We start from the raw sequence: 21,647 nt of genomic DNA, 5'->3' as shown, positions 1-21,647 counted from the left end.
GGTGCCGTCGGCGCGCTCGGACTCCAGGTCGAGTTCGACGGATGAGCCGATGCGGTCCAGCTCGTCGTCGGTCCAGGTCGGCATGGCATGGCCTTTCCTTGGGTTACGTGCCTGACGTGGCGATGGCGTGCGCCGATGAGAGCGGCAGGGCCATCGTGGCGGCGAGCCCGATTCCGGCGGCACCTGTGCCGGACGACGTCGGTCGTTCGGCCGAGAAGGCTCTTTCCCGGAGAAGCGTCCAACGGCCTCGTCGACGGTACGAGGAGGGCGATGCAGCAGGGAGCGCAAGGGTGATGTGCCTGGTCAGAGGGCGAGTACGAGGCAGTGACGGACCGATTTCGCTACAAGTTCCGAAATTATTGAGGGCGGGGACGGCCACGTGGCCGAAACACGCGGTTCATAGCGTCACCGGACATCACGCCACTGTCCTCAGCACCTCGTGTCACAGGAGTCCCCCGTGCCCCACCTCTCCCGACGCGGCGCCCTCAGACTGACCGCCGGCCTGGCGCTCGGCGCCGCTCTTCCCCTGGCCGGCTGCGGACGCGACGACGGCACGGCCGCCGCCGGCACCGTCAAGAAGGTCGACGCCTCCCCGGCCACCGGCACCGTCGACGTCTGGGCCGCTCAGGGCGACGCCGACGTGCTCGACAAGGTCGTCAAGCCCTTCAAGGCCGCGAACCCCGACCTCGTCGTGAAGACCACGCTGATCCCGAACGCGGAGTACTACACCAAGCTCCAGGCGGCGATCGCGGCGGGCAAGGGACCCGATGTCGCCCAGTTCTTCCCCGAGTCGCAGGCACAGTTCCTGGACTCGTCGACCCTGCAGCCGGTTCCGGACGGTCTGGTGGATCCGGACAGCTTCTTCGAGAGCCTCTGGGACGCCGGTGTGGTCGGGGACGTGGCCTACACGGTGCCCTGGTACGCCTACACCTACGCGCTCGTCTACCGCTCCGACCTCGCCAGGAAGGCCGGCGTCGAGGCGCCGACCACCTGGGACCAGATGACGCCGTTCCTCAAGGCGCTCCAGAGCGCCGGAGCCACCCGTGGCCTCGGGGCCGACATCGGCTGGGACATCTTCAACGGCCAGGACATCGCGATGTACGCCTGGCAGGCGGGCGGCTCGCTGGTCTCCTCCGCCGGGAAATGGACCCTGAACACCCCGGAGATGGTCGACGCGCTCAAGTACAACGCGTCGTTCTTCACCGAGGGAACCGCCGACACCAGCGGGCCCACCTTCCTCGACGCGCAGCCGTACTTCGTCTCCGGCAGGACCGCCTCGATGATCACCGGCCCGTGGGTCGTCGGCCAGCTCGACACCGCCGCGAAGAAGGACGGCTGGACGGCCTCCCACGTCGCCACCGCACCCCTGCCGGCCGGGGCCTCGGGCAGCGTCTCCTTCTCCGCCGGCGGCACCTGGGGCGTCCTCGCGAACAGCGACAACGCGGACGCCTCGTGGAAGCTCGTCCGTCACCTCGCGGGGCCCAGCACTCAGGTCGCGCAGTACAAGGCGTACGGCTCGCTGCCCGCCGTCATCTCCGCCTGGGACGACTCGGCCATCAAGGGGCAGCCGCTCCTCGGCGCCTTCTTCACCCAGCTCAAGAACACCCGGGCCTTCCCGCAGGTGAGCACCTGGCAGCAGGTCGCGACCCGGCTGGGCAAGGAGACGGAAGCCGTGGCCAAGGGCAAGCAGACCGCGGCGAAGGCGGCCGCGAACATCCAGGCGTACGCCGAGAGCGTCGGTACGGGGGCGGAGTGACCCGCCGATGACCGTCACCCTCATCCCCGGCACGCGCCGGACGCGGCCGCCCTCGGTGCAGCCGCGCGAGGCGCGTCGCTCCAGGCCCGCCCTCCGTCGTACGGCCGTCGCCTGGCTGTTCCTCGCGCCGTTCGCCGTGGTGTTCCTGCTCTACACGGCGATCCCCACCGTGGCCGCGCTCGGGTTCAGCCTCACCGACCTGCGGGGCGCGGACCTGCGGACCCCGTTCGCGGTCAACTTCACCGGCCTCGAGAACTACGCCCGGCTGTTCCAGGACGAGACCTTCGTGCGGGACATCCTGAACACCGCCCTCTTCGTGGCCGTCGGCGTGCCGCTGACCATGGGAATCGGCTTCGCCCTGGCCCTCACGCTGAACTCCGGCATCCGGCGGCTGCGCGGGGTGTTCCGTACCGTCTTCTTCGCGCCGGTCGTCACCAACGTCGTCGCCGTCGCCCTGATCTGGCAGTACGCCTTCAACGCCGACGGCACCGTCAACAAAGTGCTCGGCGCCGTCGGCCTCGGTGGACCGAACTGGCTGGACGACCCGAACCTCGCCATGCCCGTGGTCATCCTGCTCGGCGTCTGGCGCAACTTCGGCACCGCGATGGTCCTGTTCCTCGCCGGTCTCCAGGCGATCCCGCAGGACGTGTACGAGGCGGCCTCCCTCGACGGGGCCGGGCGATGGCGTCAACTCCGGCACATCACCCTGCCGTTGCTGCTCCCCACCACCCTCATGGTCTCCGTCCTCCTGACCGTCTTCTACCTCCAGGTCTTCGACGAGCCGTACCTGCTCACGGGCGGCGGCCCGCTCGGCTCCACCGAGTCGGTCGCGCTGTACACCTACCGCCAGTTCGGATCCGGCGAGTTCGGTACGTCCTCGGCGGCGTCCTTCGTGATGCTCGTGCTGGTGGCCGTGGTGAGCGTCGTCCAGTTCCGGCTGCTGAGGTCCCGCACATGACCCTCTACCGCCGCCCCCTGCTGTACGGCGCCCTGATCCTCTGCGCGCTGCTCACGATGCTCCCGTTCGCCCTGGCGGTCAGTGGCTCGCTGCGCAGCCTCGACGAGATCCGCGCCGACCCCGGCGCCTGGATCCCGGAACACCTGACCTTCGACAACTTCACCCGGCTGTTCGCGACCGAGGGCTTCGGCGGGTTCATGGTCAACAGCATCGTGGTCGCGCTCATGGTGGTCGTCGGCAACATCGTGGCGGCCTCGGCGGCGGGCTACGCGCTCGCCAAGCTCGAATTCGCCGGTAAGCGGCTCGCGTTCGGCGCGGTCATGGCGGCCATGATGGTGCCGTTCAGCGCGGTGTTCGTCACGCAGTTCGTGATCACCGTCGACATGGGGCTCGCGGACACCCTCACCGGGATCGCCCTGCCCGGCGTGGCCCTGCCCATGTCGGTGTTCATCATGCGGCAGTACGCACTGTCGATCCCCGACGAACTCCTCGAAGCGGCCCGCATCGACGGTGCCGGTGAGTTCCGGATCTTCTTCCGGATCTTCCTCCCGCTGGCCGGACCGGCCGTCGCGACGATCACGATCATGTCGTTCCTCGCCTCGTGGAACAACTTCATCTGGCCGCTCATCGTCGCCCAGAGCATGTCCACCTACACGCTGCCGGTCGGCCTCGCCGCCACCAGCCAGGCCGCGGCCCACGTCACCGACTACGGCCTGATGCTCGCCGGCGCGATCGTCGTGATGCTGCCGGTACTGCTGCTCTTCCTGTTCCTGCAGCGCTACTTCGTGCAGGGCATCGCCGGGACGGGAATGCGGTGAGCGCGATGGACTCGACCGACGCGCCCGCGGGCACGTTCGTCGGCCGGCGCACCGGCCACGTCCGGCGCTTCCTCGGCATCCCGTACGCCGAAGTCCCCACCGGAGCAAGGCGGTTCGCCGTGCCCGTGCCACGCGGCCGGTTCACGGAGCCGTTCGACGCGTCCCGGCACGGCGCCACCTCGCAGTGCGTACCGCTGTTCGCCACGACCACGATTCCGGAGCCGTCGGTGCCGGGTGACGACGTGCTGAACCTCGGCATCGTCGCCCCGGCCGCGGGTGCGGACCGTACGCTCCTGCCGGTCCTGGTGTGGATCCACGGTGGCGGCTTCCTGGCGGGCAGCCCGGCCAGCCCCTGGTACGACGGCCGCGCCTTCGCCCGCGACGGCGTCGTCACGGTCACGGTCGGCCACCGGCTGGGCGTCGACGGGTTCGCCGTACTCGACGACGCACCCACGAACCTCGGACTGCGCGACCTGCTGTGCGCCCTCGACTGGGTCCAGGAGAACATCGCCGCGTTCGGCGGCGATCCGGACCGGGTGACCGTCGCCGGCCAGTCGGCCGGGGGAGCGGCGGTGCTCGCGCTCCTGTCGTCGCCCGCCGCCCGAGGCCGCTTCCACCGCGCGGTGAGCCTGTCCGGCGGCTTCTTCGAAGGGGGCGCGCGACACGACTTCCTGGAACGGCTCGGGCACAGGCTCGGCGTGCCGCCGACGCGGGCCGGATTCGGCAGCCGCACGCCGGAGCAGCTCCAACAGGGCGTCCTCGACCTGCGGGGTGACGACGTGCTCGTGCTCGCCCCGTTCGTCGGCGACGACGTCCTGCCGGTGCCCGTGGCCGAGGGACTCGCCGGCCACGGGCACGACGTACCCCTGCTGCTCGGCGCGACCGGCGACGAGTTCGACGGCGCCGGCACACCGGAGAAGCGCGCGGCCGGCACCCGGGTGACGGACACCCTGTTCCGTTCCGCCTGTCCGCGCGCCGCGTCCGCCCGGCGCGCCGGGTCCGCCGGCACCTGGCTGTACTCCTTCGAATGGCCCTCGCCCGTGCTCGGCGGCGCCACGCACTGCATCGACATCCCGTTCTTCTTCGACGTGCTCGACGCACCGGGCGTGGCTCAGACGCTCGGTCCGAGGCCGCCCGCGGACCTGGCCACGCTGATGCACGCCGATCTGGTCGGCTTCGTCCGCGGCCAGGAGCCGGGCTGGGCACGGGCGACCGGGACGCTCGGCGATCCGGCCCGCGAATACGGCCGACCCGGCGCGGCGCTCGCCGCCGACACCAAGGGCGTGTTCGATCCCGTCGTGCGGGCGGGGGCGGAGGCATGCTGATGTCGGGGATGAACCAGAGCGCGGTACGACGGGTCAACACGGCAGTGATCCTGCGGGCGTTGGCGGTGTCGGCCGGGCCGAGGAAGCTGACCGCGCTCGCCGAGCAGACGGGCCTGTCCCGCCGTACGATCGAGATCGTCCTGGACTCGCTCGTCGAGGCGGGCTGGGTGGCGGAGTTGGACCGCGTGCCCCTCGCCGGCTCCGCGGGACGGCCCGCCCGCCGCTACGAACTGCGGGCCGAACACGCCCTGTTGGCCGCCGTGCGCATCACCACCCTGGACGTGTCCGCGGTCGTCGCCGACGTACGCGGCCGCATCCTCGGCCGGTCACACCGGCCGCTGCGCGCCTACCAGGATCCGCAGACCAGCCTCGACGACGCGGCGACGCTCGTACGCGAGGCACTCGACGACGCGGGCGGGTCGCCGGAACGGCTCCGGGCCGGCGCGGTCGCGGCCGGTGGCGCGATCGACGACGAGGGAGTCGTACGGCGTCTGGTGCACACGACGCGATGGGAGGGCGTGGACCTGCCGGGGGAACTCGGGCGACGCGTCCGGATGCCCTGGTTCGCGGACAACGACACCAACCTCGGTGCGCTCGCGGAGCGTTGGCGGGGCGTGGCCGGCGACCACGACAACGTCGTATGGGCCATGCTCGGGAACCGGACCGGCCTGGGCATTCTCATCCGAGGGGCCGTGCACCGTGGTCTCGACGGTGCCGCGGGCGAGATCGTCGAAGCGGTGTCGCTGCCGGCCGGCTCGGTGGAGAACCGCCCCGTGGCCTGGCTCACCTCACCGGAACCCGACCGACGGAGCGTCGCGCTCGGCCGGTTCGAGGCGGCCCGCGCGGGCGACGCGACCGCACTCGCCGAGGTCGACGAGTTCGTGGAGAACATCGCGTCCATCCTCACCACCCTGTCGTGGACGGTCGCCCCCTCGCTCATCGTGCTCGGCGGCGGCCTGGAGGACGCTGCCGACGTGCTGCTGCCCCGGGTACGCAAGGCGCTGCGCGACGCCCGTACCCCCGCGATCGAACTGCGGGCCACCGGCCTGGGCCAGGACGCCCCGCTCATCGGCGCCGTGAAGCTGGCCCTCGACCGCATGGACACCGAACTGTTCGGCCCCCTCGTCCCGAACGCGTGATCCCCCCCATGCACCAACCTATGGAGTCCCACTTGACCCCCACCCTCCGCACCGACGTCCTCATCGTGGGCAGCGGCATCATGGGATCCGTCGTGGCCCGGCAGCTGCGCGCCACCGATCCGGCGCTGGACATCACCATGGTCGACGGCGGCACCGCGATCGGCGAGACCCCCGGCCTGCACCTGCACGACCTCGACGACCCGGTCCTCTGGGCGCGCTACAACGAACAGGTAGCCACCGGCATCCAGGGCATGTACACGGGCGCCGAGGTGGTGCGCGAGGCCGCGGACAGCCTCACCGACCTGACGCCCGGCATGTTCCACGCGCTCGCCTTCGGCGAGGACGCCGAGGCGATGCCGCAGGCCGCGCTCGCGTGGAACGCGGGCGGCATGGGCGTCCACTGGACCGCCGCCACACCGTGGCCCGCCGGGGACGAGGTGTTCGACTTCGGCGAACCGGACCGCTGGGCAGCCGACTTGGACATCGCGCGCCAGGCGCTCGCGGTCACACCCTCGGCGATCGGGCCGACTGCCGTCGGAGACGTGGTACTTGACGTGCTGCGTCGGCACTTCGACGGAGTCGGCCCGGACGACCGGCGGCCTCAGCCGATGCCCATGGCGGTCACCGCCACACCGAGTGGCCCCATGCCCCGAACCGCCCCGGGGACGATCTTCCCCGCGATCGCGACGGGTGGGGACCCGGCCTTCACCCTGGTCACCGGCGCCCTCGTGACCTCGCTCCTCGTCACGGCCGACGGCCGGGTCACCGGCGCCCGATTCCGCCGTATCGTCGACGGCACCGAGTCCGAACTCCTCGCGGACACCGTGGTGGTCTGCGCGGACGCCCTGCGCACCCCGCAGCTCCTGTTCGCCTCGGGCATCCGGCCCACGGCACTGGGCCGCCACCTCAACGAGCACGCGTTCATCACCGCCCGCGTGCTGCTCGACCTGGACCGCTTCGGCATCGCAGTCGACGACCTGCCCCTGCAGCGCCCCGGCGAGTTCTGCACCGACTCGCTCTGGCTGCCGCAGAACGGCGCGGCGCAGCCCTTCCACGGACAGATCATGAACCGCACGTACGTGGACGAGGACGAGCGTCCCCTCGCGCACTCCGTCGGGCTGTCGCTGTACGCCCCCGTCGAGTCGCGTCCCGAGAACCGGCTCGTGTTCTCGGCGACCGAGACCGACCTGGCCGGGATGCCGCGCATCGGCGTCGAGTTCGGCTACTCCGACGCCGACCGCGCGCTGATCGCACGGGCCCTCGACGAAGTCCGGTCGCTGGCCGAGGAGTTCGGCCCGTTCGACCCCGCGACCGAGTGCGCGGTGCTCCCGCCCGGCTCGTCGCTGCACCTGACCGGCACCGTCCGGGCCGGCGCCGTCGACGACGGCACGAGTGTGTGCGACCCCGACGGCAGGGTGTGGGGCCACGACAACCTGTACCTCGCCGGCAACGGCGTGATCCCCACGGCGATGGCCGCCAACGTCACCCTGACCGGCGCGGTGACCGCCATCAGGGCCGCCCGAGCCGTCGCCGCCCGCAACTCCGCGCTCGCCGCGCACTGAGAGGAATCGACGAGTGATCGACATCGCGAAGGAATACCGCGTCGCCCTGCCGGCCTGGATCGACGACGAACTGGCCGACGTGCCCGCCGTCCTTCCCGACCGCGACGACCGCATGCGTCTCGTGCACCGGCTCGCCGACCGCAACTGGCGCGAGGGCAACGGCGGCCCGTTCGCCGCGCTCGTCGCCGAACAGGACACCGGCCGGATCGTCTCCGTCGGTGTGAACGTCGTGCTCGCCTCCGGCATCTCCAGCGCGCACGCCGAGGTCGTCGCCCTCGGCCTCGCCCAGACGGCGACCGGCGGCTGGGACCTCGGCGGCGACGGCTTGCCGGCCCACGAGCTCGTCGTCAACTGGCGTCCCTGCATCCAGTGTTACGGCGCCACGATGTGGTCCGGGGTGCGTGGTCTCGTGGTCGCCGGCGAGGGCCCGGAACTGGAGGAGATCACCACGTTCGACGAGGGCCCGCTCGGCGCGGACTGGGCCGAGCAGTTCGAGGCACGCAGGATCAAGGTCGTAGGAGATGTGCTCCGGGACGAGGCCCTTGCCGTCTTCCGCAACTACCGGGAGGCCGTCGACGCGGCCGACGACATCGTCGTCTACAACGCCCGCGGAGGGGCCGAAAACGCCCGCGGAGGGGCCGAAAACGCCCGCGGAGGGGCCGAAAACGTCCGTGGAGGGGCCGAATGACGCCCGCTTTCGCGACCGACGTCATCACCTTCTACCACCCGGACTTCTGGGGCCTGGACTCCGGCGACGCCGTGCGCGACTGGGCCCTGACGAACCCCGAGAGCTTCTGGGCGCGGGTGATGGACGCTCTCGCCGAAGCCGGTGTCACCGGCATCGAGCTGACCTTCGCGCCCGGCGACATCGACTCGGCCCTGCGGGCCTTCGGCAGCGCGGCCTCCTTCCGTCGTGAACTGGAGGCCCGCGGCCTGTCCGTCGTGAGCGCCTTCATCGCCGGCAGCGACGCCCCCGACTGGCGGCACGGCGACAACCTGCCCGCGATCGTCGCCGACGCCGAGCGCCGCGCGGCCTTTCTCGCGGAGGCGGGCGCCGAACTCCTCGTCGCAGGGCTGCCGATGAGGACGACCTTCGGGACGAGCCCGCCCTTCTTCGTCGACGCCGGGTACATGACGCGGATGGCCGACATCGCCCATGTGGTCGGTGAGGCCGTCGCCCGGCACGGGGTGAAGCTCGCCTTCCACACGGAGTCCAACAGCACCCTCTGGTACGAGCGGGACATCGACCTGTTCATGGCGCTGACCGACCCGCGCTATGTGTGGCTGTGCCCCGACTCCTGTCACATCGCCCTCGGCGGAGGCGACCCCGTCGCGGTCGCGCGACGCCACTCCCAGCGCATCGCATTGGCCCACTGGAAGGACGCGGTGCAGCCGATCGACGTCGAACTCACCATCGACGACACGGTCTTCGCCCAGCAGCAGCCCTACATGACCGAACTGGGCACGGGCATCGTGGACTGGCGGGGCTGGGCCGACGCGATGTCCCGGACGCCCGGCGCGGACACCGTGCTCATCGAACTCGACGAGGCGGCCGACCCGGTGGCCGCGCTGCGGGCGGGGAAGGCCGTGGCGGAGCGGTGGACCTCAGCGCCGTAGCGGCTTGTGCGCCGTTTCGGGCAGTCGCAGGTACACCAGCGAGGACAGGAGACAGAGGGCGGCCACGTACCACGGGAAGATCCCCGAGTGGCCCAACTCCTTGAAGAGCGTGCCCACATACGGCGCCGTCCCGCCGAACAGCGCGACCGTGAGCGAGTAGGGGAATCCGATGCCGGCCGCCCGCACCCGGGGCGGGAACACCTCCGCGTTCACGGCCGCGCTGATCGAAGTGAAGCCGGTCAGCATGACCATGCCCGCACACTGGACGAGCAGCAGCACCGCGAAGGAGTCGCTCAGGGAGTGCAGCAGCGGCACGCTCAGCAGGGCGAAGCCCAGGCCGAAGAAGAGCAGCAGCGGCCGGCGGCCGAAGCGGTCGGAGAGCAGCCCGCCGAGCGGTTGGAGCAGGCCGAAGAAGGCGAGCGAGATCGTGCCGGCGAGCAGGGCGTCCGACTTGTCGATGCCCGTGTTGAGTTCGGCGTACGTCGGCAGGTACGACGTCCACGTGTAGTAGGCGATCGTGCCGCCCGCCGTGATGCCGCAGATCAGCAGGGACTCGCGCGGATGGCGGCGCAGCGCCTCCAACAGGCCGGGACGCGGCGCCTGTTGCTGCTCCTCGCTCCGTGTCTCCTGGGCGCCCTGCCGGATCCAGAACCCGACCAGGCTCAGTACGGCCCCGAGGACGAACGGGATCCGCCAGCCCCAGCCGTTCATCTGCCCGTCGCTCAGCGTGTCCACGAGCAGCGTCGCGATGCCGGACGCGACAAGCTGCCCGGCGGTCGTCGACACGTACTGGAAACTGGAGAACAGCCCGCGCCTGCCGGGCCCCGCCGACTCCACCAGAAAAGTCGTCGAGGCCGCGAACTCCCCGCCCACCGACAGCCCTTGGAGCAGCCGCGCGAGGACCAGGACCACGGGTGCGAGGACGCCGGCGGCCGCGTAGGTCGGGGTCAGCCCGACCAGCAGACTGCTGCCGCCCATCAGCAGAATCGTGACCGTCAGCGCGGCCCGCCGTCCGTGCCGGTCCGCGACCGCGCCCATCAGCAGCCCGCCGACCGGCCGCATGAAGAAGCCCACCGCGAAGACCGCGAACGTCGACAGCAGCGGCACCAGCGAGTTGTCCGCGCTCTCGGGAAAGACCGCGGTGGCGATGTAGGTGGCCAGAAACGTGTAGGCGTACCAGTCGTACCACTCCACGGCATTGCCCACGGAGGCGGCGAGGAGCTGGCGGACGGGCCGTTTCGTCGGTGGGGGAGGCGGAGAAGGCGAGGATTCCGCGCGCGTCGTCTCTGTCATGATCGCGACCATCCCCTGACCGCGGACCCGGCACACCTGCCGTACCGACGACTTTCACATCAGCGCCACCAGACCCTTCCCTGACGTTTGGTGCTCTTGGAACACTCGCACCGCGCGTATTCCGTCATGTTCCGGCCATCCGCACCTCAGGATGAGAAGAGGCACCCACCCATGCCCGAAGTCAATCGGCGCAGATTCCTGCAACTCGCGGGCGCCACGACCGCTTTCACCGCGCTGTCGAACAGCATCCAGCGCGCCGCCGCGCTCCCGGCCCACCACCGCACGGGGACGATCGAGGACGTCGAGCACATCGTCGTCCTGATGCAGGAGAACCGTTCCTTCGATCACTACTTCGGCTCGCTCCGCGGCGTCCGCGGCTTCGGCGACCCGCGGCCGGTGACGCAGGCGAACGGCACGTCGGTGTGGCACCAGGCGGACGGCAGCGGCAAGGACGTCCTGCCCTTCCACCCGGACGCCGACGACCTGGGCATGGCCTTCCTCGAGGACCTCCCGCACGGCTGGAACGACGGACATGCCGCCGTCAACTCGGGCAAGTACGACAAGTGGGTCCCGTCCAAGGGCTCCACGACGATGGCGTACCTGAACCGTGAGGACATCCCCTTCCACTACGCCCTCGCCGACTCCTTCACCGTCTGCGACGCCTACCACTGCTCGTTCATCGGCTCCACCGACCCGAACCGCTACTACATGTGGACGGGCTACACGGGCAACGACGGCACCGGCGGCGGCCCGGTCCTCGGCAACGACGAGGTCGGCTACGGCTGGACCACGTACCCCGAGCGGCTCGAAGAGGCGGGCGTCTCCTGGAAGATCTACCAGGACGTCGGCGACGGCCTCGACGCGAACGGCAGCTGGGGCTGGATCCAGGACGCCTACCGCGGCAACTACGGCGACAACTCGCTGCTCTACTTCAACCAGTACCGGAACGCCCAGCCCGGCGACCCGCTGTACGACAAGGCCCGCACCGGCACCGACTACACCAAGGGCGAGGGCTACTTCGACCAGCTGAAGGCCGATGTCAAGGGCGGCAAGCTGCCCCAGATCTCCTGGATCGTCGCCCCCGAGGCCTTCACCGAGCACCCCAACTGGCCCGCCAACTACGGCGCCTGGTACATCGCCCAGGTGCTCGACGCGCTCACCTCCGACCCGGCGGTCTGGGCGAAGACGGCCCTGTTCATCACCTACGACGAGAACGACGGCTTCTTCGACCACATGGTCCCGCCGTTCCCGCCCGCCTCCGACGCGCAGGGCAAGTCCACGGTCGACGTCGGCCCCGACCTGTTCGCGGGCGACAGCGGGCACGTCGCCGGTGCGTACGGGCTCGGCCAGCGGGTGCCGATGCTCGTCGTCTCGCCCTGGAGCAAGGGCGGTTACGTCTGCTCCGAGACGCTCGACCACACCTCGATCATCCGGTTCATGGAGCGCCGCTTCGGTGTGCACGAGCCGAACATCTCGCCCTGGCGGCGCGCGATCTCCGGCGACCTCACCTCGGCCTTCGACTTCTCCCGCAAGGACGTCAAGCCGGTCGCCCTCCCGGACACCGACGGCTACGAGCCGCCGGACCGTGAACGCCACCCCGACTACGTGCCGACCCCGCCCGCCAACCCGGTCCTGCCCGGACAGGAGCGCGGTCTGCGTCCGGCCCGGCCGCTCAAGTACGCGCCGCGCGTGGACGGTTCGGCCGACACCGCGGCCGGGAAGTTCACGCTCACCTTCGCCTCCGGCGGCAAGGCCGGTGCTGCGTTCCTGGTGACGTCCGGCAACCGCACCGACGGCCCGTGGAGTTACACCACCGAGGCCGGCAAGGCCGTGTCGGACACCTGGAACTCGGCGTACTCGAAGGGCTCGTACGACCTGACCGTGCACGGCCCCAACGGCTTCCTGCGCGTCTTCAAGGGCCCGAACAAGACCGCCGGACCCGAGGTCACCGCCCGGCACACCGGCGACGAGGTCGAGCTGACCTTCACCAACAAGGGCTCCGGCACGGTGCGTTTGACGGCGAGCAGCGGCTACGGCGAGCCGGCCAGGACCTTCACCGTGCGGTCGGGCGCCACCGTCCGGCACACCTTCGGCCTCGCGGGCAGCGGGCGTTGGTACGACCTGACCGTCACGTCCGACGCCGACCCGGCGTTCCTCAGGCGATTCGCCGGACATGTCGAGAACGGGCGTCCCGGGGTCAGTGACCCGGCGCTGGGTGCGAAGTAAAAGATGCGGTAAAGGCCTGATGAACGCCCTGTCGAGGGGACTGGCCAGATACCGATGGTCCCGGGGTAGTGTGCCCCGGTGACCACGCATTCGAACACTCCTGCAGGCTGGTACCCCGATCCGCACGGGGCGCCCCAGACGCTCCGTTACTGGGACGGCGCGCAGTGGACCCAGCACACCAACGCGGACCAGCAGCAGGCGGCGGGACAGGCTCAGGGCGTACCGGCCCAGCCGGTGCAGCAGGCACCGCAGATGCCGCAGCAGCAGGCCGGACCCGACCCGCGGGTGCAGCGTCAGGTGCATCAGCAGGCCGGCGTCGCACAGAGCGGCGCCGGCGGCGGCACGCTGTTCACCGAGCCGGTCCTGGTGGTGAACCAGAAGGCCAAGCTGATCGAGCTGACCAACGAGTACAAGGTCATGAACCAGCAGGGCACCCAGGTCGGCTCGGTCATCCAGGTCGGGCAGAGCGCGCTGAAGAAGGCCCTGCGCTTCGTCGCCAGCGTCGACCAGTTCCTGACCCACAAGCTGGAGATCCGCGACGCCTACGGCCAGCCGGTGCTCCTGCTGACCCGGCCCGCGAAGTTCCTCAAGTCGCGGGTGATCGTGCAGCGTCCGGACGGCTCGACGGTGGGCGAGATCGTCCAGCAGAACATGATCGGCAAGATCAACTTCGCGATGAACGTCAACGGCCAGCAGGTCGGCGCGATCAAGGCGGAGAACTGGCGGGCCTGGAACTTCGCGATCGTCGACCACGCCGAGAACGAGGTCGCCCGGATCACCAAGACCTGGGAAGGCCTCGCCAAGACGATGTTCACGACCGCGGACAACTACGTCCTGCAGATCCACTACCAGCTGCCCGAGCCGCTGCTGAGCCTGGTGGTCGCGACGGCGCTGACCGTCGACACCGCGCTCAAGCAGGACTCGCGCGGCCTCGGCTGATCCCGCCTACAGCGGTGTTCGGCTGATCCCGATCACAGCGGTGTGAGGTGCCCCGGCTCGACGGACGGCCGGGGCACACTCATGTCCCGCAACGCCGGTTCGGCCGTCGCCGAGTGCGGCTCCAGCGCCAGTACGGCCGCCACCGGGTGGTCGTCGTCCTCGATGCCGACCGGTGTCACCCGGCTCAGCAGCACCACGCCCCAGGCCGCGAGCCCCGCCCCCGCCAGCGCGAGGAGCACTCCGGCCGCGCCGCCCTGCAGCTGTTCGCCGAGCAGCGAGAGTCCGATCACCGCGGCGGCCACCGGATTGGCCAGCGTCACCACCGCGAGCGGAGCGCCGAGACCGCCCCGGTACGCCGTCTGCGACAGCAGCAGCCCGCCCGTCGCGAAGGCCGCGACCAGCACCGCCACCCCGATCACCTGGACGCTGAGCAGCGAACCCGAGCGGTCCGTCACGGCCACCGTCACCGTCTGCGTGAGCGCGGAGGCCACACCGGAGGCGAGGCCGGAAGCGGACGCGTGCCGCAGTCCGGGCCGGGTGCCGCGCCGGGCCAGCGCGCCGATCAGTGCCGCCGTCGCCGCCGCGACCATCAGCGCCTCGGGCACGCTCAGCACGTCCTCGGGCGCGGGCCCGGACGCCACGACGAGGATCGCGGCCAGCCCGAGCAGGGTGAAGGCGGTACCCCGCCACTCCACCGCGCTGACCTTCCGCCCCGCGATCCGCGCGCCCAGGGGCACCGCGGCGACCAGGGTGAGCGCGCCGAGCGGCTGGACGACGGTCAGCGGGCCGTACTTGAGGGCGACGACGTGCAGCAGCGCGGCCGACGCGTTGAGTACGACGGACCCCCACCACGCGCCCGAGCGCAGCATCCGCGCCAGGCCCGAGCCGGGATTGCGGGAGGCGAGCCGCTCCTGGGCGACGGCCGCGGCCGCGTAGGCCACGGAGGAGAACAGGGACAGGACGACGGCGAGGACGGTGGCGCTCATCGGACTGCTCCGACCAGTACGTTCTCCTCGGCCGGCACGAGCGTGTCCTGTGTACGCCCCGCCGTGGTCGCCGTCCGGTGCGGCGAGCGAAGCGAGATGGGGGTCCCCCCGGACGAAGTCTGGGGGAGGATCAGCGCGAGGGCGAGGCCGAGCAGGGCCGTCGCCGCGATCGCGTCGAGCCAGTAGTGGTTCGCCGTCCCGACGATCACCAGCAGCGTCAGCAGCGGGTGCAGCAGCCACAGCCAGCGCCAGCGCGACCTCGTCGCCACGATCAGGCCGATCGCCATCATCAGGGCCCAGCCGAAGTGCAGCGAGGGCATCGCCGCGAACTGGTTGGACAGGGTGTCGGTCTGCGGCGGGCCGTACACGGAGGGGCCGTACACCCGCGCGGTGTCCACCAGGCCGGTCGCGGCCAGCATCCGGGGCGGGGCGAGCGGGAACACGAGGTGCAGCACCAGGGCGGCCCCGGTGACCGCGGCGAGGACCCGGCGGACCCACACGTAGTGGGTGGGGCGCCGCAGGTAGAGCCAGACGAGGAAGGCGAGCGTCGCCGGGAAGTGGACGGTCGCGTAGTAGGTGTTGGCGATGTGCACGAGCGTGTCGCCGTGCAGCAGCAGGGACTGCACCGATCCCTCGCCGGGCAGATGGAGGGCCCGCTCCCAGTCCCACACGTGGTGGGCGTTGCGGAGGGCCTCGGAGGTGTGGCCCGTGGCCAGCTGCCTGCCGAGCTTGTAGACGAGGAAGAGCCCTGCGACGAGCAGGAGCTCACGGACGAGCGGCGGCCGCGCTATAGCGCTCGGCTCCGCTTCTGCAGGCTCGGTGCGGGCATTCATCCCCCGGCCCCTTCGCTGACGGTGGTGCTGTGCCGGACGGGTTTGTGACTCGTCCGGCACCTGGAACTCATCGGTACGAGTGCGTACCGATACGCCAGTGTACCGATACGGTCGAGTACCGGTACACTGGCGTATCGATTGACATAGAACACACCGAGAAATCGGGGCCACACTGGAATACGGACCCCGAAGCCTTGGAATCCCTGACCGCAGCACACGAGCGAGGAGAAGAGACCATGACGTCGCAGGCCGCGGACGGACCGGAGACGGTCGCCGCCTCGCGCCGCTCCAAAATCACGCCCCAGCGTGAGCAGGAGTTCTTCGACGCCGTTCTCGAACAGATCCGCGAATGCGGATATGAAGCCGTGACCATGGAGGGCGTCGCCTCCACCACGCGCTGCAGCAAGTCCACCCTGTACCGGCAGTGGAAGACGAAGCCCCAGTTCGTGGTGGCCGCCCTGCGTTCCCGCCGTAAGGCCCGCTTCGGGGGTATCGACACCGGATCGCTGGCCGACGACCTGCGCGAGGCCGCACGGGCCGTGGGCCGGTGGTCGACGAACGACACCAAGCTGTTGCAGGCCCTAGGGCACGCCGTCACCCAGGACGCGGAGCTCGCCCAGGCGCTGCGCGAGGCGCTGGTCGATCCGGAGATCGCCGCGCTGAAGGAGATGCTCCGACGCGGGATCGATCGCGGCGAGATCACCGCCGACCATCCGGCGCTGGAGTACATCCCGGCGCAGATGTTCGGCGTCGTGCGCGCCCGGCCCGTCGTGGACGGGCAGTACGCCGATCCGGACTACCTGGTCCGCTTCGTGGACGCCGCTGTGCTGCCGGCACTGGGGCTCACATAAGACCCAGGCCGCCGTCCATGGGATGACTGGACGGTGACCTGCTCGCGCCGCACCGTGGGGACGGGGGCGGCGCGCACCCCCCGGCCGGGTGGGGTTCCTCTTGAGCGGAGAGGCGCCCCACCCGGCCGACCGGTGTCCGGGGAGTGTCAGACGTCCTGGCCGCTGCCGCTGCCCGTCGACACCTTGATGCCCTTGGTTATCTCGTCGATCACGGACTGCTTCTCGCCGACGTCCACGCCGAAGCGGACGACGACGATCTGCTGGGCGTTCGCGGGCGACGGGAACGCGAGCGACTGGACATAGCCGTCGGCGCCCTTGCTCGTGACCGCCTTCCAGCGGACCAGATAGCCCTTCTGCCCGGCCACGGTGACCGCCTTGGAGGCGAGCACGTCGTGTGAGGTGATCGAGCCGTAGACCTTGCCGCCGTAGGACTCCTCGGCGGCGGCCGAGATGTCCGCCTTCGCGACCTCCTCGGCCGTGTCGCCCTTGGTGCCGAGCGCCAGGGCGGGCGCCGAGTACGCGCCGCCCTTCGTGCACTTCTGGGAGGTGTCGCCGGGGCAGTCGTAGGAGTCGTTCGACGTGACCGAAGCGCCGACCGAGATCTCCTGGCCGTACCAGTCGTCCGGGATGGGGAGGCTGATCCCGTCGACCGCGTCGGTCACCGAACCGCTCTCGATCTTCGGCGCCTCGGACCCTCCGGACGCCTCGGGGGACGGCGAGGCGCCGTCCGAGCCGCCGTTTCCGCCGAAGGGACCGCCCTGTCCGCCCGTCGAGCCGTCCTGGCCCCCTGGACCGCCCTGGCCGCCGCCCGGACCCTGCGAGTTGGCGGTGTTGCCGTTCCCGCCGCCGTCACTGGACAGCGCGTACACGCCCACACCTATGCTCGCGAGCACCGCGACCGCCGCCGCCACGGCTATGCCCGTGCGCAGACCGCGCCGCGGGGCGGCCGGAGGCTCGGCGGGATACCCCGGATACGCCGGGGGCGCCCCGGCACTCGTCACCTGCTCCGGGGGACCCCATGCGGCGGCCGATCCCGCGGGGCGGGTCTGTTCCGTCCACGTCTTGCCGTCCCACCAGCGCTCGGTGGCGGGACCGTCACTTGTCTGTCCGGGATCGGGGTACCACCCGGGAGGAGTCACCTGCGTCATGTCCCCACCGTATGAGGCGTCGGTGAAAGAGGGATGAGAGGGGCGGCACCCGATTCAGGCCACCCTCGGGCGAACCGTCACTCCAGCACGAGCCGCACCGGCCGCTCCCGCGCGGGCGGCGGCAGCCGGAACCCGTCCCGGCCGGGCGTGAGGGAGCCGAGCACACGCGCGTTCCGGGCGCCCGTGCTCGCCGGTGCGGTGCCGGGCAGGCCGTGCACGGTCAGGAAGCCCAGGACGGCGAAGGCGTACGCCTCCTTCGCGGCCGACGGCAGACCGAGCTCGTCGGAGGTGCGCAGGGCAACACCCGGGAGCAGCCGGCCGAGTTCCCTCATCAGCACCGGATTACGGGTCCCGCCGCCCGAGGCGATCACCTCGGTGGCGCCCTGCGCGCGCACGGCGTCGGCGACCGTGCGGGCGGTGAGCAGGGTCAGCGTGGCGACGACGTCCTCGGCGGACAGAGTGCCGAGTCCGGCGAGCGCCTCCCGCAGATAGCCGACGTGGAACAGCTCCTTGCCGGTCGTCCTGGGCGCGGGCAGCGCGTAGTACGGCTCCGCGAGCAGCCGGTCCAGCAGGACCTGGTGGACCTCGCCACGCGCGGCAAGGGCGCCGTCGACGTCGTACGCCAGCCGTCCGCCGCTGAACCCCCGGGCCGCCGCGTCGATCAGCGCGCACCCGGGCCCGGTGTCGAAGGCCGTCCCGTCGGGTGCGGTGAGGTTGGCGATGCCGCCGAGGTTCAGCGCGACCGGGGTGCCCGGGCGGCCACGCAGCCACAACAGGTCGACCAGGCTGACCAGGGGCGCGCCCTGGCCGCCGGCGGCGATGTCGCGTGGCCGGAAGTCGGCGACGACGGGCAGCCCGGTCGCCTCCGCGATCCACGCGGGCTGCCCGAGCTGCAGCGTGCCGTGGACCTGCCCCGACGCGGCCCAGTGGTAGACCGTCTGCCCGTGCGAGGCCACCAACTCGGCACGTCCGTCGCACAGTTCACGGTCGGCACGCACGGCCGCCGCGGCGAAGGCCTGCCCGATCCTCGTGTCGAGCCGGCACATCTCGGCCGCCGAGGTCGCCCCGGGCGGCAGCGCCGCCGCGAGTGTCTCCCGCAACTCGTCGTCGTACGCCTGACTCATCATCCCCAGCGGTTTGAGTACGACGCTGTCGCCGGCCAGACGCAGCTCGGCGGCCGCCGCGTCGATGGCGTCGTACGACGTGCCCGACATCAGGCCGATCACCCGCATCCGTTCAACTCGCCTTCCTCGAAGGTTCCTTCGGTGGTGTCTTCGGTTCCTTCGGTGGTGTCTTCATGAGCGCGAGCACGCTCAGCGCGCACGTCGCCGCCGCGTAGTACCCCGGGACGTCCACGTTCCCGGTCCGCTCGACGGTCTTGGTGATGATGAGCCCGGCACAGCCCGAGAAGACGGCATTCGACAGGGCGTAGGCGAGTCCCAGGCCGGTGTAGCGCACGTTCGTCGGGAAGAGTTCGGCCAGCATCGCCGGTCCCGGCCCGGCCATCAGCCCCACGACGGCACCGGCACCGAAGACCGCCGCACCTTTCACCGGGTTCGAAGTACCCCCGTCCTGAAGGAGGTTGAGCAGCGGAACCGCGAGCACCGTCACCAGCAGCGCCCCCGTCAGCATCACCGGCCGCCGCCCGAACCGGTCGCTGAGCAGGCCCGCCGGGAGGATCGTGACCGCGAAGCCCAGGTTGGCCAGCACGGTGGCGATCAGCGCCTGCTGGAAGGTCGCGTCGAGCGTGCTCTGCAGATAGGAGGGCAGCACGACCAGGAAGGTGTAGCCGGCCGCCGCCCAGCCCATGATGCGCCCGGCGCCGAGCGCGATCGCCCCCACGACCGCACGGACAGGTGGACTTTCGACCTCACGCTCCTGCTTGAACGCCGGCGTCTCGTCCAGCCGCAACCTCAGCCACAGCGCCGCCAGCCCCAGCGGAAGCGTCAGCAGGAACGGCACCCGCCAGCCCCAGTCGCCCAGCTGTTCCTGCGTCAGGAGTGTGGCGAGCAGGGCCGCCGCCCCCGCGCCGCCCAGCAGCCCCAGCGCCACCGTGAACGACTGCCACGCCCCGTACAGCCCGCGTCGACCCGGCGGGGCGAACTCCGTCATCACCGACACCGCGCCCCCGAACTCCCCGCCCGCGGAGAGCCCTTGAAGGACCCTCAGAAACGTGAGCAGCCAAGGGGCCAGGGCGCCGACCGTGGCGTAGGTGGGCAGCGCGCCGATCAGCGTCGTCGCGACCGTCATCAGCGCGATCACCAGGATCAGCACCGGACGGCGGCCGATCCGGTCGCCGAGCCGCCCGAACAGGGCCGCGCCGACCGGCCGGAAGAAGAACGCCAGCGCGAAGGACGCGTACGTCCTTACCAGGGCCTCGGCCTCGCTGCCCCCCTCCGGGGTGAAGAAGCGCGCCGCGATGATCGTCGCGAAATAGCCGTAGACGCCGAACTCGTACCACTCGATGAGGTTGCCCACCGACCCCGCGACCAGGGCCCGGCGGGAGCGAAGTGTGCTTTGTTCCCGGAGTATTGGCCTCTCCCCGCTTCTCGACAGTACTTACTGACTGTCAGTCAAGTCCCAAGTCGGCTGGTCACGGGCACGGCGCGTCGCCTGCCCGTACCCGGCGTCACCCGTCACGGGAACAGCTACCCCGACCGGCCTCCGCTTCCGCATCCGGACGGCTACGCTCAAGGTCTGTACGTCGTTCGGGCGACTTCGGGAGGTAGCGGGATGACGGAGGTACGGCCCCCTGCGGCCGCCCCGGCCTCCCTGTGGGAGCGCGACGAGGAAGTCGCCGCCGTCGAACGGGCGGTCGACACCCTGTGTGCGGGACGCGCCTCCGCGGGCAGCCTGCTGGTGATCCGTGGCGAGGCGGGCTTCGGCAAGACCGCCCTGCTGTCCGAGACCCGCCGCATCGCCGAACGACGCGGCTGCACTGTCTGGTCGGCCCGCGGCGGCGAGACCCTCAGGTCCGTCCCCTTCAACGTCGTACGACAACTGCTGCAGCCCGCGCTCCTGTCGCTGATGCCCGAGGAGGCCCGCGAGTACCTCGGGGACTGGTACGACATCGCGGGCCCCGCCCTCGGCATCGCGGAGCCCGGCGAGCGGCAGGCCGACCCGCAGGGCGTGTGCGACGGACTGGTCGCCGCGGTGCGCAGGCTCGCCCGGCGCGACTGGCCGCTCGTGCTGCTGATCGACGACGCCCACTGGGCCGACCAGGAGACCCTGCGCTGGCTCGCCGCGTTCGCCGAGCGCCTCGACGACCTGTCCGTGCTGGTCGTGGTGGCCCGCCGTCCCGGCGAGGTCAGTGGCGAGAGCGCCCGCCATCTCGACTCGGTGGCCGCCGCCGCGGGCCGCCCCATGACCAACCTGAGCGCCCTGACCCCGGACGCCACCGCCGGACTCACCCGCGCCACCGTGGGCGAGCACGCCGACGCCCCGTTCTGCCGCGAGGTGTGGGCCGTCACCGGCGGCAACCCGTACGAGACCGTCGAACTCCTCGCCAAGGTGCAGGACAGCGAACTGGAGCCCAGCGAGGGCTCCGCCGCCGAACTGCGTGAGCTGAACCGCTCGGCCCGTGGCGGCGGACTCGTCACCCGCCTGGAGGAACTCGGCGTCGACGCCACCCGGTTCGCCTGGGCGGCCGCGATCCTCGGCGACGCCATCTCCGTCGGCCTGGTGGCCAAGCTCGCCACCCTGGAGCACGACGAGGCGGTGCGCTGCGCCGCCCTCCTGTGCGCCGCCCGCATCCTCACCGCACCCGACTCCGCCGCCGGCCAAGTCGACGACGGCGACCTGGAGTTCGTCCACCCGCTGATCGCCAGCGCCGTCTACAACTCCATCCCCGACGCCCTGCGCACCGCCATGCACGGTATCGCCGCCCAGGTCGTCACCGACTCCGGGCTCGGCCCCGCGGCCGCCTCCCGCCACCTCCTCCAGGTCCACCCGGACGACGACGAGGAACTCGTGGAGCAGCTGCGCGAGGCCGCCCGCGACCACGTCGCCGTCGGCGCCCCCGACGCGGCCCGCCGCTGTCTGGAACGCGCCCTGCTGGAGCCCCCGCCACCCGAGGTCCACGCGCGCGTGCTCTTCGAACTAGGCGCTGTTTCTCGGATCATGTGCGGAGCCAGATGATGAGGGCTGCAAGGGTGACGGTGCCGAGGTAGGTGTAGGCCCGTTTCTCGTAGCGGGTG

General features: G+C 71.2%; 17 protein-coding genes and 1 pseudogene. 12 read left to right on the top strand and 6 right to left on the bottom strand.

Features of this window, described 5'->3' with window-relative positions:
* Window positions 1-457 precede the first annotated feature (457 nt).
* From IG08_RS0150720 to IG08_RS0150685, 8 genes are read left to right on the top strand one after another with little or no spacing between them, the layout of a single operon-like run.
* Entirely contained in the window at window positions 458-1,756 is a 1,299-nt protein-coding gene (locus IG08_RS0150720) for an extracellular solute-binding protein (protein ID WP_030620985.1), read from the top strand.
* Window positions 1,757-1,763: 7 nt separating this feature from the next.
* Entirely contained in the window at window positions 1,764-2,714 is a 951-nt protein-coding gene (locus tag IG08_RS0150715; protein WP_030620984.1) for a carbohydrate ABC transporter permease, read from the top strand.
* Window positions 2,711-3,532 carry a carbohydrate ABC transporter permease gene (locus IG08_RS0150710; protein ID WP_030620981.1) on the top strand — a complete coding sequence of 274 codons (822 nt, stop codon included), beginning with the start codon at window positions 2,711-2,713 and terminating at the stop codon, window positions 3,530-3,532. Before IG08_RS0150715 ends, IG08_RS0150710 begins: the two co-directional genes overlap by 4 nt.
* Before the next feature lie 5 nt (window positions 3,533-3,537).
* The gene (locus tag IG08_RS0150705) at window positions 3,538-4,857 is read left to right on the top strand and encodes a carboxylesterase family protein (protein ID WP_234343203.1); all 1,320 of its coding nucleotides are present in this window, start codon (window positions 3,538-3,540) and stop codon (window positions 4,855-4,857) included.
* Complete coding sequence (locus tag IG08_RS0150700) at window positions 4,851-5,996, top strand: ROK family protein (protein WP_030620975.1); 1,146 nt, start codon at window positions 4,851-4,853, stop codon at window positions 5,994-5,996. The genes IG08_RS0150705 and IG08_RS0150700 overlap by 7 nt, the downstream gene beginning before the upstream one ends.
* A gap of 32 nt (window positions 5,997-6,028) precedes the next feature.
* The gene (locus IG08_RS0150695; RefSeq protein WP_030620971.1) at window positions 6,029-7,558 is read left to right on the top strand and encodes a GMC oxidoreductase; all 1,530 of its coding nucleotides are present in this window, start codon (window positions 6,029-6,031) and stop codon (window positions 7,556-7,558) included.
* A gap of 13 nt (window positions 7,559-7,571) precedes the next feature.
* The gene (locus IG08_RS0150690; RefSeq protein WP_052425295.1) at window positions 7,572-8,246 is read left to right on the top strand and encodes a tRNA-specific adenosine deaminase; all 675 of its coding nucleotides are present in this window, start codon (window positions 7,572-7,574) and stop codon (window positions 8,244-8,246) included.
* The gene (locus tag IG08_RS0150685; RefSeq protein ID WP_043457423.1) at window positions 8,243-9,175 is read left to right on the top strand and encodes a sugar phosphate isomerase/epimerase family protein; all 933 of its coding nucleotides are present in this window, start codon (window positions 8,243-8,245) and stop codon (window positions 9,173-9,175) included. Before IG08_RS0150690 ends, IG08_RS0150685 begins: the two co-directional genes overlap by 4 nt.
* Here IG08_RS0150685 and IG08_RS0150680 read toward each other — a convergent pair.
* Window positions 9,164-10,480: an MFS transporter gene (locus IG08_RS0150680; protein ID WP_030620951.1), complete on the bottom strand. Its 1,317-nt coding sequence runs from the start codon at window positions 10,478-10,480 to the stop codon at window positions 9,164-9,166. The two genes, IG08_RS0150685 and IG08_RS0150680, sit on opposite strands and share 12 nt — an antisense overlap.
* Before the next feature lie 159 nt (window positions 10,481-10,639).
* Here IG08_RS0150680 and IG08_RS0150675 point away from each other — a divergent pair, with 159 nt between their 5' ends.
* On the top strand, window positions 10,640-12,694 hold the full coding sequence (locus IG08_RS0150675; protein WP_030620948.1) for a phosphocholine-specific phospholipase C: 2,055 nt from the start codon (window positions 10,640-10,642) through the stop codon (window positions 12,692-12,694).
* A 78-nt stretch (window positions 12,695-12,772) separates the two neighbouring features.
* Entirely contained in the window at window positions 12,773-13,633 is an 861-nt protein-coding gene (locus IG08_RS0150670; protein ID WP_030620944.1) for an LURP-one-related family protein, read from the top strand.
* A 32-nt stretch (window positions 13,634-13,665) separates the two neighbouring features.
* Here the strand turns inward: IG08_RS0150670 and IG08_RS0150665 are convergent, their stop codons facing one another.
* Together IG08_RS0150665 and IG08_RS0150660 are read right to left on the bottom strand one after the other, a co-directional pair.
* Window positions 13,666-14,619, bottom strand: a complete 954-nt coding sequence (locus IG08_RS0150665; protein ID WP_030620939.1) for a DMT family transporter — start codon at window positions 14,617-14,619, stop codon at window positions 13,666-13,668.
* Entirely contained in the window at window positions 14,616-15,452 is an 837-nt protein-coding gene (locus IG08_RS0150660; protein WP_030620937.1) for a phosphatase PAP2 family protein, read from the bottom strand. Before IG08_RS0150660 ends, IG08_RS0150665 begins: the two co-directional genes overlap by 4 nt.
* A gap of 236 nt (window positions 15,453-15,688) precedes the next feature.
* Here IG08_RS0150660 and IG08_RS0150655 point away from each other — a divergent pair, with 236 nt between their 5' ends.
* Window positions 15,689-16,303: a TetR/AcrR family transcriptional regulator gene (locus IG08_RS0150655; protein ID WP_030620935.1), complete on the top strand. Its 615-nt coding sequence runs from the start codon at window positions 15,689-15,691 to the stop codon at window positions 16,301-16,303.
* A gap of 146 nt (window positions 16,304-16,449) precedes the next feature.
* Here IG08_RS0150655 and IG08_RS0150650 read toward each other — a convergent pair whose 3' ends face one another.
* The 3 genes from IG08_RS0150650 to IG08_RS0150640 all read right to left on the bottom strand — a co-directional run bounded on the left by IG08_RS0150650 (window position 16,450) and on the right by IG08_RS0150640 (window position 20,007).
* Complete coding sequence (locus IG08_RS0150650; RefSeq protein ID WP_030620932.1) at window positions 16,450-17,451, bottom strand: DUF2510 domain-containing protein; 1,002 nt, start codon at window positions 17,449-17,451, stop codon at window positions 16,450-16,452.
* Between the two features lie 77 nt (window positions 17,452-17,528).
* Window positions 17,529-18,683, bottom strand: a complete 1,155-nt coding sequence (locus IG08_RS0150645) for an anhydro-N-acetylmuramic acid kinase (RefSeq protein WP_030620929.1) — start codon at window positions 18,681-18,683, stop codon at window positions 17,529-17,531.
* Window positions 18,684-18,687: 4 nt separating this feature from the next.
* Window positions 18,688-20,007 carry an MFS transporter gene (locus IG08_RS0150640; protein WP_052425294.1) on the bottom strand — a complete coding sequence of 440 codons (1,320 nt, stop codon included), beginning with the start codon at window positions 20,005-20,007 and terminating at the stop codon, window positions 18,688-18,690.
* A 177-nt stretch (window positions 20,008-20,184) separates the two neighbouring features.
* Here IG08_RS0150640 and IG08_RS0150635 point away from each other — a divergent pair.
* A pseudogene (locus IG08_RS0150635) lies at window positions 20,185-21,585 on the top strand (ATP-binding protein); the annotation flags it as partial.
* Between the last annotated feature and the right edge of the window lie 62 nt (window positions 21,586-21,647).

Source organism: Streptomyces fulvoviolaceus, from assembly GCF_000718165.1.
Taxonomy (GTDB): domain Bacteria; phylum Actinomycetota; class Actinomycetes; order Streptomycetales; family Streptomycetaceae; genus Streptomyces; species Streptomyces fulvoviolaceus.
This window is presented reverse-complemented; position numbering and strand designations above follow the sequence as displayed.

What these genes read in the sequence shown, in the direction of transcription:
- IG08_RS0150715 (WP_030620984.1), top strand. Translation starts at nt 1,764, where the DNA reads ATGACCGTCACCCTCATCCCCGGCACGCGCCGGACGCGGCCGCCCTCG.
- IG08_RS0150710 (WP_030620981.1), top strand. Translation starts at nt 2,711, where the DNA reads ATGACCCTCTACCGCCGCCCCCTGCTGTACGGCGCCCTGATCCTCTGC.
- IG08_RS0150705 (WP_234343203.1), top strand. Translation starts at nt 3,538, where the DNA reads ATGGACTCGACCGACGCGCCCGCGGGCACGTTCGTCGGCCGGCGCACC.
- IG08_RS0150700 (WP_030620975.1), top strand. Translation starts at nt 4,851, where the DNA reads ATGCTGATGTCGGGGATGAACCAGAGCGCGGTACGACGGGTCAACACG.
- IG08_RS0150685 (WP_043457423.1), top strand. Translation starts at nt 8,243, where the DNA reads ATGACGCCCGCTTTCGCGACCGACGTCATCACCTTCTACCACCCGGAC.
- IG08_RS0150680 (WP_030620951.1), bottom strand. Translation starts at nt 10,480, where the DNA reads ATGGTCGCGATCATGACAGAGACGACGCGCGCGGAATCCTCGCCTTCT.
- IG08_RS0150675 (WP_030620948.1), top strand. Translation starts at nt 10,640, where the DNA reads ATGCCCGAAGTCAATCGGCGCAGATTCCTGCAACTCGCGGGCGCCACG.
- IG08_RS0150665 (WP_030620939.1), bottom strand. Translation starts at nt 14,619, where the DNA reads ATGAGCGCCACCGTCCTCGCCGTCGTCCTGTCCCTGTTCTCCTCCGTG.
- IG08_RS0150660 (WP_030620937.1), bottom strand. Translation starts at nt 15,452, where the DNA reads ATGAATGCCCGCACCGAGCCTGCAGAAGCGGAGCCGAGCGCTATAGCG.
- IG08_RS0150655 (WP_030620935.1), top strand. Translation starts at nt 15,689, where the DNA reads ATGACGTCGCAGGCCGCGGACGGACCGGAGACGGTCGCCGCCTCGCGC.
- IG08_RS0150650 (WP_030620932.1), bottom strand. Translation starts at nt 17,451, where the DNA reads ATGACGCAGGTGACTCCTCCCGGGTGGTACCCCGATCCCGGACAGACA.
- IG08_RS0150645 (WP_030620929.1), bottom strand. Translation starts at nt 18,683, where the DNA reads ATGCGGGTGATCGGCCTGATGTCGGGCACGTCGTACGACGCCATCGAC.